Origin of the sequence: uncultured Limnohabitans sp. (assembly GCF_937889215.1) — a bacterium.
Taxonomy (GTDB): domain Bacteria; phylum Pseudomonadota; class Gammaproteobacteria; order Burkholderiales; family Burkholderiaceae_C; genus Limnohabitans_A.
The window spans coordinates 1-11,197 of record NZ_CALBEX010000311.1; the positions used below are offsets into that span (position 1 = coordinate 1).

An 11,197-nucleotide genomic window follows, 5' to 3' on the forward strand; every position below is an offset into this window, starting at 1 on the left:
CATGCCAGGGTACATATCGGTGTACTCATGGGTTTCGCCAGCCACAGCCGAAGCCAGGTTGTCGCGTGTCGAGCCAATCGGCATGCCGGTGGCTGGGTCGCCGGATTGCTCCAGGAATTCCAGGTGACCGTGGGCGTGACCTGTTTCACCTTCAGCGGTGGAACGGAACAGGGCTGCCACGTCGTTCTGACCTTCAACGTCCGCTTTGTTCGCGAAGTACAAATAGCGACGGTTGGCCTGGGATTCGCCAGCGAAGGCGTCCTTCAGGCATTGTTCCGTGCGCGAGCCTTTGAGTGCTGCCATGGATATCTCCTTGTGGGTTTTAACGTGAGGTTGCCCTGGCAGGATCGCCAGAGAGACATCAGGTTAAGCCCAAACCGATCAGTATCCCAATTGATTGATCCAATGGCTCAAATTTAAATTGCCTATTGCCTTTGAAATTTGATAAAAATCACGCTTAGACCAAGGCATGGGCACCCCAAGGTGTTCGCTCACTGAACAAAATGATAAAACAAGGTAGCCCCAACGGCTGTCTTGGAGCGCAAGGGCTTGGATAGGCCTCGTTAAAATAAACATTTTGGGATGCACACTTCCCGCACGGCATCGGATGCGCTGCCGTTTCTTTTGGAATACCCCCACCATGAGCAACGCCCCCGCCACAGCGGCCCATCAGCCCGGCCTTGAAAGCCTGTCCAAATCATTTGAGCCCGCCGCGCTGGAAGCACACTGGGGACCCGAGTGGGAAAACCGCGGTTACGGCGTGGCCGGTTTCCGGGGTACGGGTGTACCAGCGGCGGACGCACCCGCCTTCGCCATTCAGCTGCCCCCGCCCAACGTCACGGGCACCCTGCACATGGGCCACGCGTTCAACCAGACCATCATGGACTCGTTGACCCGCTACCACCGCATGTCAGGCTTCAACACCGCCTGGATTCCGGGCACCGACCACGCGGGGATTGCTACGCAGATCGTGGTGGAGCGCCAGCTGCAGGCCAAAGGCATCAGCCGCCACGACATGGGACCCACACCTGCCGAAGCACGCAAGAACTTTGTGAGCAAGGTCTGGGAGTGGAAAGAAGAGTCCGGCAGCACCATCACCAGCCAAATGCGCCGCATGGGCGACAGCGTGGACTGGAGCCGCGAATACTTCACGATGGACCCCGAGCTGTCCAAGACCGTGACCGACACCTTTGTGCAGTTGTATGAGCAAGGCCTGATTTACCGCGGCAAACGTCTTGTGAACTGGGACCCGGTGCTGCAAAGCGCGGTGTCTGACCTGGAAGTGGAAAGCGCCGAAGAAGACGGCTCGATGTGGCACATCCGTTATGACTTGGCCGATGGTTCTGGCAGCCTGACCGTGGCCACCACCCGCCCCGAAACCCTGCTGGGCGACGTGGCCGTGATGGTGCACCCCGAAGACGAGCGCTACAGCGCCCTGATCGGCAAACAGGTCAACCTGCCTCTGTGCGGCCGCACCATCCCCGTGATCGCAGACGATTACGTGGACAAAGCCTTTGGCACGGGCGTGGTCAAGGTCACCCCCGCACACGACACCAACGACTACCAAGTCGGCCAGCGCCACAAGCTGGAGATGATTTGCGTGCTGAATCTGGACGCCACGATCAACAACAATGCGCCAGAAAAGTACCGAGGCCTGGACCGCTTCGTGGCCCGCAAAGCCGTGGTGGCCGACCTCGAAGCCGCAGGCGCTTTGGTCGAGGTGAAGAAACACAAACTCATGGTGCCCCGCTGCGCCCGCACCGGCCAGGTGATCGAACCCATGCTGACCGACCAGTGGTTCGTGGCGATGAACCAAGTCGGCCAAGGAGACGCCACCGGCAAAAGCATTGCGCAAAAAGCCATCGACGCGGTGCAGTCCGGCGAAGTGAGCTTTGTGCCCGAGAACTGGGTCAACACCTACAACCAGTGGATGAACAACATCCAGGACTGGTGCATCTCCCGCCAGCTGTGGTGGGGCCATCAGATTCCCGCTTGGTACGACGAAGACGGTAAGGTCTACGTGGCCCGCAATGAGGCCGAGGCGCAAGCACAAGCCCCAGGCAAAAACCTCAAGCGCGACGAAGACGTGCTGGACACCTGGTACTCATCGGCACTGGTGCCTTTCAGCACCATGGGCTGGGGCAACGACACAAACCACACTGGTAACGCAGCTGGCGGCAGTGGTAACGCAGCTGGCGGCAGTGGTGCCGCCGGATCGGGCGATTTGGTGAGCGAAGCGAGTATGAGCACGACCGGCGGTGCCACTGCCGCCAGCGGAACCACCAACAACAACAGCCAAAGCGACTACGACCTCTACCTCCCCAGCAGCGTGCTGGTGACCGGCTACGACATCATCTTCTTCTGGGTCGCCCGGATGATCATGATGACCACGCACTTCACCGGCAAAGTGCCTTTCAAACACGTCTACATCCACGGCCTGGTGCTCGACGCCCAAGGCAAGAAGATGAGCAAGTCCGAAGGCAACGTGCTCGACCCGGTCGACCTGATTGACGGCATCACCCTGGAGCCTTTGCTCGACAAACGCACCCAAGGCCTGCGCAAGCCCGAGACCGCTCCCAAGGTGCGCAAGCAAACCGAAAAAGAATTCCCCGAAGGCATTCCGGCCTACGGTGCCGACGCGCTGCGTTTCACCTTCGCCGCGCTCGCGTCTTTGGGCCGCAGCATCAACTTCGACTCCAAGCGCTGCGAGGGCTACCGCAACTTTTGCAACAAGCTGTGGAACGCCACCCGCTTTGTGCTGATGAACTGCGAGGCCCAAGACTGCGGCTTGAAAAAGCACACCAAAGCCGAATGCCAACCCGGTGGCCCGGCGCACGGCTACATGAACTTCAGCCAAGCCGACCGCTGGATCAACTCTCAGCTGCAACGCGTCGAAGCCGACGTGGCCAAAGGCTTTGCCGAGTACCGCCTGGACAACGTGGCCAACACGATCTATGACTTTGTGTGGAACGAGTTTTGCGACTGGTACCTCGAAATCGCCAAGGTGCAAATCAACACCGGCAACGAGGCGCAGCAACGCGCCACCCGTCGCACCCTGATACGCACCCTCGAGACCATCATGCGTTTGGCGCACCCCATCATTCCTTTTATCACCGAAGAACTTTGGCAAAAAGTGTCGGTGGTCGCGGGTCTTCCGGGTGAATCGGTCAGCATCGCCGCCTACCCCGTGAGCCAACCCGATCGCATCGACACAGTGGCCGAAGCCCATGTGACCAAGCTCAAAACCCTGGTGAACGCCTGCCGCAACTTGCGCGGTGAGATGAACGTCTCGCCCGCCACCCGCATGCCCATGTACGTGCTGGGCGACACCGCCTTCATGCAAAGCGTGGCGCCCGTGTTGCAGTCACTGGCCAAACTGAGCGAAGTCAAGGTTTTTGAGACCGAAGCCGAATGGATCGCTGCCGCACAAGCCGCGCCCGTGGCGGTGGTGGGCGAAGCGCGCCTGTGCCTGTTCATCGAAGTCGATGCGGCGGCAGAAAAAATTCGCCTGGCCAAGGAAGCCGCTCGCCTGGAAGGCGAAATCACCAAGGCCAACGCCAAGCTCAGCAACGAGGCCTTTGTGTCCAAAGCGCCGCAAGCGGTGCTCGACGAAACCAAGAAACGCGTTGCCGATTTCAGTGACACGTTGGATAAAATCCGCCAGCAACTGCAACGCCTAGGCTAAAACACTGCGTAGACAAGGAATCGACCATGAGCCACAACGTCATCCGCAAAGCCGTGTTCCCCGTCGCGGGCCTTGGCACCCGTTTTTTGCCGGCCACCAAAGCTGCCCCCAAAGAGATGCTGCCGGTGGTGGACAAGCCACTGATCCAGTACGCGGTGGAAGAGGCGTATGCGGCAGGTGTGCGGCATATGATTTTTGTCACGGGTCGCAGCAAGCGGGCCATCGAAGACCATTTCGACACCGCTTACGAGCTCGAGAGCGAACTCGAAGCCGCGCACAAGGACGAATTGCTGGCCTTGGTGCGCTCGGTGCAACCCGACGACATGGTCTGCGCCTACGTGCGCCAAAAACGCATGCTGGGTCTGGGCCACGCCGTGCTGTGCGCCGAACCCCTGGTCGGCAATGAGCCTTTTGCCGTGCTGCTGGCCGACGATTTGATGGTCAACCAGGGGCCGTCCATCTTGTCCCAAATGGTTGACGCTTACACCAAGCAAGGCCGCTCGGTGCTGGCGGTGCAAGAGGTGCCGCTCGACCAAGTCAAACGCTACGGCATCGTGGCCGGAGAACCAGCGGGTCGGCAGCTCATTCGTGTCGAGCAAATTGTGGAAAAACCCAGCCCGGACAAAGCGCCTTCGCGCATGGGCGTGGCAGGTCGCTACATTTTGACGCCGGGCATTTTTGACGAGATCCGCAACCAGCCCACAGGCGTGGGCGGCGAGATCCAGCTCACCGATGCCATCGCCCGCCTGATGCAGCGCGAAGCCGTTTACGCCTTTCAATACCAGGGCAAGCGCTACGACTGCGGCAGCAAGGAAGGCTTTCTGGAAGCCACGGTGGAGCTGGCTTTGCAGCACCCGCAGGTGGGTGCATCGTTTCACGAGTACCTCAAGGGCTTGAACCTTTAAGGCTCAACGGACTCTTCTCAGCGGCGTTTAAGTGCAAACACAAACGCCGTTTCCGTTTTTTCCTGCATCAACAAGTCGTTGCCGGTCTGCCGGGCAAAGGCCTCAAAGTCACGCCAAGCGCCCGGGTCAGTCGCCGTCACTTTGAGCACCTGACCGCTGCTCATCTCGTTCAGGGCCTTCTTGGCCTTCAAAATGGGCAAAGGGCAATTCAGGCCGCTGGTGTCTATTTCTTTGTCGATGTGCATCATGTGTCCTGATTCGCTTCCTGGCTCTGCGCGGCACGCTCTTCCCAGGTCATGAATTTCGGCTCAATGCCGATGGTCCGCAGCCAGTCGCCCAAGGCGTAACCTGTTCCCGCAGGCCAGCAAATCAAATCCTTGAAGTCGAACATCTTGTACTCGGCCAGCTCGGGCGACAAACGCACCTCGCCTTCGGCCACCGCATGGTAGGCAATGATCACCTGGTTCATGCGCTGGAAGTCGTACACACCGATCAACTTGAGGGCTGACACCTTCAGGTTGGTTTCTTCGGCAATCTCACGCGTGATGCCTTCTTCGGGCGTTTCGCCCGCCTCCATGAAGCCGGTGATCAGCGCAAAACGCCGCCCAGGCCAGGCGGCATTGCGGGCCAGCAGAATCTGATCGCCCACTTGCACAATGCCCCCCAGCACCGGCGTCGGGTTGTTCCAGTGGGTGAAGTCACAAGCGGTGCAACGCAGGCGCATGGTTTCGCCACTGTCTTCCATTTGCGAGAGCCAAGCCAAAGGCGCGGCACATTGAGGGCAAAAACGGTATTCAGCCATTTAAACAACTCCGATTAGGCGGGGAAAACGCCCGTAGACAAATAACGGTCACCGCGATCGCAGACGATGAAGACGATGGTGGCGTTTTGCGCCGTCTTGGCCACCTGCTGGGCCACCCAGCAAGCACCTGCTGCAGAGATGCCCGCAAAAATGCCTTCGCTGCGAGCCATCTGGCGGCAGGTCTCTTCGGCATCGTTTTGGCTCACGTAAATCAGCTCGTCCACATGGCTGGGATCGTAAATTTTGGGCAGGTATTCTTGCGGCCATTTGCGGATGCCGGGAATGCGCGAGCCTTCGCTCGGCTGTGCGCCAATGATGCGGATGGCCGGGTTCTTTTCTTTCAGGTAGCGCGAGACGCCCGTGATGGTGCCCGTGGTGCCCATGGCGCTGACAAAGTGGGTGACCTTGCCGCCGGTCTGCTCCCAGATCTCCGGGCCGGTGGTTTCGTAATGGATGCGCGGGTTGTCGGCGTTGGCAAACTGATCCAGGATGCGTCCCTTGGCCTGCGCTGCCATGTTGTCGGCCAAGTCACGGGCGTACTCCATGCCGCCGCTCTTGGGCGTGAGGATCAACTCGGCCCCAAACGCCTTCATGGTCTGGGCTCGCTCAATCGACAGGTCCTCGGGCATGATCAAAATCATGCGGTAACCCTTAATGGCCGCAGCCATGGCCAGCGCAATGCCGGTGTTGCCCGATGTGGCCTCGATCAAGGTGTCGCCCGGCTTGATCTCGCCGCGCTCTTCGGCCCGGCGGATCATCGACAAAGCGGGGCGATCCTTCACGGAGCCCGCCGGGTTGTTGCCCTCGAGCTTGCCCAAAATCACATTGCCACGCGCAGCGCAGTCCGCTGCCCCCAAGCGCTGCAAAGCCACCACAGGTGTTTTGCCGATCGCGTCTTCGATGGTTGGATAAATCATAGATGTACTTTGCCATAACTTGAACGCCCCTGATGGCAGTGAGCTTGGCTCAAACCACGGTATAAACCCGCCTGCCAGCTGCTGAGCTTGGCTGCCATGGGGCCCTGCTCCGTTTCGGTGCGTACAGGCATGGGCGCCAACTGCACTGCCCCTGCGCACAAGGAGATCTTTTAACCACCCGCCCCAAGAAATCCCAAAATGGCGTCAAAAATATGCCATAATTTGCGTCTTCACGAATACCGCCCGGGTGGTGAAATTGGTAGACTCAGGGGACTCAAAATCCCCCGCCGCAAGGCGTGCCGGTTCGAGTCCGGCCCCGGGCACCAGACAAAAGCCGCAAGTTCAACGAACTTGCGGCTTTTTTCTTGGCTGTTCACGCATTCATTGCAGCATTAATCGATCCCCGCACTCCAGCGGTCATTCCAGTTGCGCTCAATCTGCCGGCGGTCGCGCTTGGTGGGACGGCCTTGCTCGATGCTGAGCGCTGGCTCGCGGGCCAGGCGGTGTTGCTCGGCGGCTTTTTGGCGGGCCTCGATGCTTTCTGGCGTTTCCAAATACAGCAACTGCGCCACTGGTGCCGGGCCGCGAACACCGCTCAGCCCCTGCACCACGACCGTGCGCTCCACAGCGCCTTGGCGCAGACGCACGGTGTCGCCGGGTTTGATTTCTTTGGACGGCTTGGCGTCTTGGCCATTGACCTGCACACGACTCTTGCCTATCTCGTCGCTGGCTAGGCTGCGGGTTTTGTAAAAACGTGCCGCCCACAGCCATTTGTCGATGCGCAAGGAAGTCATCGCGCGCCCGAAAACAAAGCGCCTTGCGGGCTCAAGCCGTCGCGCACATGAGGATAACGCAGCTTGAGCCGCAGTTCCTGCTTCATGCGTGTGTTGTCCAATCGTCGGGACTCTCTCATGAAGCTCAGCAGCATCAAGGGCAAGGCTGAGCTGGCTTGGTCACGCGGCAGGCGGGGCGGTTTGGGCAGGCCAAACAGGCTGGCAGCCAAGTCAAAGTAGTCGCCCATTTTCAGATCGGTGTCGTCGGTGACGTTGACCACACGCTGGGGTTTCCCGCGCCACAGCGCTGCCGCACAAGCGCGCGCCAGGTCGTTGGCGTGGATGTGGTTGGTGTACACATCGTCTTTGGCCGCCAGCACTGGCGTGCCTTTGAGCAAGCGTTCGCGGGGCGTGCCGCCTTCGCGGTCGGGGGCGTAAATGCCGGGAATGCGCAACACGCTCACCCGCACGCCACTGCGCCCCAAAAACCGCATCAGGTTTTCCGCATCCACACGTCGCTGGGCGCGGGGTGTGTGCGGATTCACGGTTCGGGTTTCATCCACCCGCTGCCCGCCGCAGTCACCATACACACCCGTGGTTGAGCCGTACACCAGCGCCAGCGGTGGCGTGCGCAAACGCAAAGCGCGCACCAGCACCAAGCTGCGCGGATCACGCTCGAACGCGCCTGCACGGTCGGTGGGCGGTGGGGCCAGGTGAATCACCCGGTGCGCAATGCCCGCCAAACGCTTCAAACTGGCCGCATCGTCCAGGTTGCCCTGCAAAGGGGTGATGCCGCAAGCCCGCAGCAGGCGCACGCGCTCGGGCGATGAGGTCAAAGCCATCAAACGCACACGCTGGCTTTGAGGCGCACCCAGCTGGCCAGCGGTGCGCAAGCCCACATCGCCACAGCCCACGATCAAAATACGCTGGCGGCGAAAACGGGCAGGCAGTGCGCCCAAAGGGGTTTGATTTGAAGGCAAAATCAGGGGTTCCGGGTCAAATTCACACCCTCAAGGATACCGAAAAGATGAGCTTTCAAATTTCTGTGCAGCCCAGTGGCCGCAGTTTCACCGCCGATGACCACGAAACCTTGCTGGCCGCTGGCATCCGCCAAGGCATCGGCTTGCCTTATGGCTGCAAGGACGGCGCTTGCGGTTCGTGCAAATGCAAAAAAGTTTCGGGCACTGTGGTGCATGGTCCGCACCAGTCCAAAGCCCTGAGCGACGAGGAAGAAGCCCAAGGTCTGGTGCTGACTTGCTGCGCCACAGCGCAAAGCGATGTGGTGCTTGAATCGAAACAAGTCACCGCCGAAGGCGGCTTGCCCGTGAAGAAGATGCCGGTGCGCGTGGTCAGCCTGGAAAAGAAATCCCACGACGTGATCGCGCTAAAACTGCAACTGCCCGCCAACGACGTGATGAAGTTCCACGCTGGCCAGTACATCGAGTTTTTGCTGCGCGATGGCTCGCGCCGCAGTTACAGCATGGCCAACGCACCACACACCTTGGAGTTGTCACCGCCCACAGTCGAGCTGCACATCCGCCACATGCCCGGCGGCAAATTCACCGACCCGGTGTTCACCACCATGAAAGAAAAAGACATCCTGCGGGCTGAAGGCCCTTATGGCAGTTTTTACCTGCGCGAAGACAGCGACAAACCCATCGTGCTGCTGGCCTCGGGCACGGGCTTTGCGCCCATCAAGGCGCTGATCGAACACATGCAGCACCGCGGCATCAATCGCCCGGCCACGCTTTACTGGGGTGGCCGTCGTCCGACCGACCTGTACATGGCCGATTGGGTAGAGGCCCGTTTGGCCGAGATGCCCAACCTGCGCTATGTGCCTGTGATCTCCAACGCCGAAGCCGAAGACCAGTGGTCCGGTCGGACAGGCTTTGTGCACCAGGCGGTTTTGCAAGACTTTCCCGATTTATCGGTCTACCAGGTCTATGCCTGCGGCGCACCCATCGTGGTGGACTCGGCCAAGCGCGACTACATGGCGCAAGGCGGTTTGCCTGAAGAAGAGTTTTACGCCGATTCGTTCACCTCCGAGGCCGACAAAGCCCAAGCTTGATGTTGCGCTCAGTGTGGACCTGAAAGCGTCCACGCTGATCTTTGTAGGTCGGCGCATTCAGGTCCGACGTTTGGCAACACCGAACTTTAAAATGTCGCGGCGCAAACAAACGGCATGTCGAACCCTAAAGGCCCGATCTAGGGAATGCATCGGTATTTGTAGGTCGGTGCCTTCAGGTCCGACGCTGTGCACCTAAAGGTCTGACCCAAGGGAATGCATTGCACACGTTGACAAAAGAGCCCGGCATGCCGGGCTCTTTTGATGGCGCTGCAAACGCGGCGCGTGGAAAATCACTCACCCAAATAGGCTGCGCGCACCTTGGGGTCTTCGAGCATGTCTTTGCCCACACCGGTCATGGTGATGAGGCCGGAGTCCATCACATAGCCTCGGTCGGCAATGGCCAAAGCGCGGCTGGCGTTTTGTTCCACCAGCAACACCGTAACGCCTTGGGCGTAAACGTCGCGAACGACTTCAAAAATTTTGTCCACCATGATGGGCGACAAACCCATGGACGGCTCATCGAGCAACAAAACTTTGGGTCGGCTCATGAGGGCGCGGCCCATGGCCAACATCTGTTGCTCGCCGCCCGACATGGTGCCCGCCAGTTGGTCTTTGCGTTCGCGCAGACGCGGAAAGATGGTGAACATTTTCTCGATGTCGTCGGCAATACCCGCCTTGTCAGAGCGGATGTAAGCGCCCATCTGCAGGTTTTCTGTGATGGACATGCGGGTGAACACGCCACGGCCTTCCGGCACCATGGCCAGGCCTTGCTTGACCAAATCCCAAGGGCCTTGGCCTTTGATGCTTTTGCCCAAATACTCGATGTCACCGGCTTGCAAAGGCAAGGAACCCGTGATGGCTTTCATGGTGGTGGTTTTGCCTGCGCCGTTGGAGCCGATCAGCGAGACGAGCTCGCCTTCGCGCACCTCTAGGCTCACGCCCTTGACCGCCTGTATGCCGCCGTAGCCGACTTGGAGGTCTGTGACTTTCAAAAAAATATCGGTCATCTCAGTGCCCTCCCGTGCCCAGATAGGCTTCAATCACTTTTTCGTTCTTCTGCACATCGGCTGGCGTGCCTTCGGCAATTTGCTTGCCGTAGTCGAGCACGGTGACGCGATCACACAGGCCCATCACCAGCTTCACATCGTGCTCGATCAGCAAGATGGTGCGGTTGTCTTTGCGGATCTGGTCGATCAACTCGCGCAGCTGCACCTTTTCGGTGGCGTTCATGCCGGCAGCGGGCTCGTCCAATGCAATCAATTGCGGGTCGGTCGCCAAAGCGCGGGCGATCTCCAGGCGGCGCTGGTCGCCATAAGACAAAGTGCGGGCCTTGTAGTCGGCATATTTGCCAATGCCCACATAGTCGAGCAACTCTTGCGCACGCTGGGCAATGGCCGCTTCTTCGGCCTTGAAGCCCGGAGTGCGGAAGATCGCCCCCAGCAAGCCCGAATGGGTGCGCACATGGCGTCCCACCATCACGTTTTCCAAAGCCGTCATTTCGGCGAACAGACGAATGTTCTGAAAAGTCCGGGCAATGCCGGCCTTGGCCACCTCATGAACGGCCGTGGGCTGGTAGGGCTTGCCGGCCAGCTCAAAAGTGCCGCTGTCAGGTGTGTAGAGGCCGGTAATCACGTTGAAAAACGTGGTCTTGCCCGCGCCATTGGGGCCGATCAAGCCATAGACCTGACCGCGCTGGATGGTGATGCCGACATCGGAGAGGGCTTGCAAGCCACCGAAGCGCTTGGAAATGCCCGAGACGTTGAGCACGGTGTCTTTGTTGGCTGTTGGGTTCATGGTGTGCTCCTTCATTTGGTCACGAGCGATTTGCCATGTTCAGGCGAAGGCCACAGCCCGCGCGGACGCATCAACATGATCACGATCATGGCCAGCGCCACCAGCAATTGGCGCAAGATGGCCGCATCCAGGCGACCTCCTGTCATTTCCTGCAATGGGCCCGCCACGAAGCGCAGCACTTCAGGTAAGGCCGATAACAAAATGGCCCCCAAAATCACCCCGTGCAAATAGCCCAAGCCACCGAGCACCACCA

The 11,197-nt window shown here is 59.7% G+C and carries 11 protein-coding genes, 1 tRNA gene and 1 pseudogene; 4 read left to right on the forward strand and 9 right to left on the reverse strand.

Annotation, left to right across the window (positions count from 1 at the left end; genetic code table 11):
• Nucleotides 1-303, reverse strand: a 303-nt coding sequence (locus Q0341_RS07970) for a rubrerythrin family protein (RefSeq protein ID WP_299511879.1), incomplete at its 3' end; no start/stop codon positions are given.
• Between the two features lie 337 nt (nt 304-640).
• Here Q0341_RS07970 and Q0341_RS07975 point away from each other — a divergent pair.
• Nucleotides 641-3,685, forward strand: a complete 3,045-nt coding sequence (locus tag Q0341_RS07975; protein ID WP_299511881.1) for a valine--tRNA ligase — start codon at nt 641-643, stop codon at nt 3,683-3,685.
• Between the two features lie 26 nt (nt 3,686-3,711).
• Entirely contained in the window at nt 3,712-4,590 is an 879-nt protein-coding gene (galU, locus tag Q0341_RS07980; RefSeq protein ID WP_299511883.1) for a UTP--glucose-1-phosphate uridylyltransferase GalU, read from the forward strand.
• Between the two features lie 17 nt (nt 4,591-4,607).
• Here galU and Q0341_RS07985 read toward each other — a convergent pair whose 3' ends face one another.
• Genes Q0341_RS07985 through cysM form a run of 3 tightly spaced genes read right to left on the reverse strand, consistent with a single transcriptional unit; the run spans nt 4,608 to nt 6,309 of the window.
• A complete protein-coding gene (locus Q0341_RS07985) occupies nt 4,608-4,835 on the reverse strand; it encodes a sulfurtransferase TusA family protein (protein ID WP_194943213.1) in 228 nt (75 codons plus the stop codon).
• Nucleotides 4,835-5,392 (reverse strand): NUDIX domain-containing protein, encoded by a 558-nt coding sequence (locus Q0341_RS07990; RefSeq protein ID WP_299511886.1) that lies wholly within the window; start codon nt 5,390-5,392, stop codon nt 4,835-4,837. The genes Q0341_RS07985 and Q0341_RS07990 overlap by 1 nt, the downstream gene beginning before the upstream one ends.
• A gap of 14 nt (nt 5,393-5,406) precedes the next feature.
• Nucleotides 5,407-6,309, reverse strand: a complete 903-nt coding sequence (gene cysM / locus Q0341_RS07995; RefSeq protein WP_299511888.1) for a cysteine synthase CysM — start codon at nt 6,307-6,309, stop codon at nt 5,407-5,409.
• A 241-nt stretch (nt 6,310-6,550) separates the two neighbouring features.
• Here cysM and Q0341_RS08000 point away from each other — a divergent pair.
• Nucleotides 6,551-6,635: transfer RNA gene (locus Q0341_RS08000), tRNA-Leu, on the forward strand.
• 66 nt (nt 6,636-6,701) lie between these two features.
• Here Q0341_RS08000 and Q0341_RS08005 read toward each other — a convergent pair.
• Complete coding sequence (locus Q0341_RS08005) at nt 6,702-7,103, reverse strand: RNA-binding S4 domain-containing protein (RefSeq protein WP_299511890.1); 402 nt, start codon at nt 7,101-7,103, stop codon at nt 6,702-6,704.
• Entirely contained in the window at nt 7,100-8,062 is a 963-nt protein-coding gene (locus Q0341_RS08010; RefSeq protein WP_299511892.1) for an SDR family oxidoreductase, read from the reverse strand. The genes Q0341_RS08005 and Q0341_RS08010 overlap by 4 nt, the downstream gene beginning before the upstream one ends.
• A 47-nt stretch (nt 8,063-8,109) precedes the next feature.
• Between Q0341_RS08010 and Q0341_RS08015 the strand changes: the two genes are divergently transcribed.
• A complete protein-coding gene (locus tag Q0341_RS08015; protein ID WP_299511894.1) occupies nt 8,110-9,150 on the forward strand; it encodes a CDP-6-deoxy-delta-3,4-glucoseen reductase in 1,041 nt (346 codons plus the stop codon).
• A gap of 290 nt (nt 9,151-9,440) precedes the next feature.
• On the opposite strand, the gene Q0341_RS08020 is transcribed toward Q0341_RS08015, so the two are convergent.
• The 3 genes and pseudogenes from Q0341_RS08020 to Q0341_RS08030 form a co-directional block, all read right to left on the reverse strand.
• The gene (locus Q0341_RS08020; RefSeq protein WP_299511896.1) at nt 9,441-10,157 is read right to left on the reverse strand and encodes an ABC transporter ATP-binding protein; all 717 of its coding nucleotides are present in this window, start codon (nt 10,155-10,157) and stop codon (nt 9,441-9,443) included.
• Nucleotide 10,158: 1 nt separating this feature from the next.
• A complete protein-coding gene (locus tag Q0341_RS08025; RefSeq protein WP_299511900.1) occupies nt 10,159-10,959 on the reverse strand; it encodes an ABC transporter ATP-binding protein in 801 nt (266 codons plus the stop codon).
• A pseudogene (locus tag Q0341_RS08030) lies at nt 10,956-11,197 on the reverse strand (ABC transporter ATP-binding protein); the annotation flags it as partial. The gene Q0341_RS08025 and the pseudogene Q0341_RS08030, both read right to left, overlap by 4 nt.

Bases quoted from the DNA above. Each gene is read 5' to 3' on its own strand.
- cysM (WP_299511888.1), bottom strand. From the start codon at position 6,309: ATGATTTATCCAACCATCGAAGACGCGATCGGCAAAACACCTGTGGTG.
- Q0341_RS08015 (WP_299511894.1), top strand. From the start codon at position 8,110: ATGAGCTTTCAAATTTCTGTGCAGCCCAGTGGCCGCAGTTTCACCGCC.
- Q0341_RS07990 (WP_299511886.1), bottom strand. From the start codon at position 5,392: ATGGCTGAATACCGTTTTTGCCCTCAATGTGCCGCGCCTTTGGCTTGG.
- Q0341_RS07985 (WP_194943213.1), bottom strand. From the start codon at position 4,835: ATGCACATCGACAAAGAAATAGACACCAGCGGCCTGAATTGCCCTTTG.
- Q0341_RS08005 (WP_299511890.1), bottom strand. From the start codon at position 7,103: ATGACTTCCTTGCGCATCGACAAATGGCTGTGGGCGGCACGTTTTTAC.
- Q0341_RS08020 (WP_299511896.1), bottom strand. From the start codon at position 10,157: ATGACCGATATTTTTTTGAAAGTCACAGACCTCCAAGTCGGCTACGGC.
- Q0341_RS08025 (WP_299511900.1), bottom strand. From the start codon at position 10,959: ATGAAGGAGCACACCATGAACCCAACAGCCAACAAAGACACCGTGCTC.
- Q0341_RS07975 (WP_299511881.1), top strand. From the start codon at position 641: ATGAGCAACGCCCCCGCCACAGCGGCCCATCAGCCCGGCCTTGAAAGC.
- galU (WP_299511883.1), top strand. From the start codon at position 3,712: ATGAGCCACAACGTCATCCGCAAAGCCGTGTTCCCCGTCGCGGGCCTT.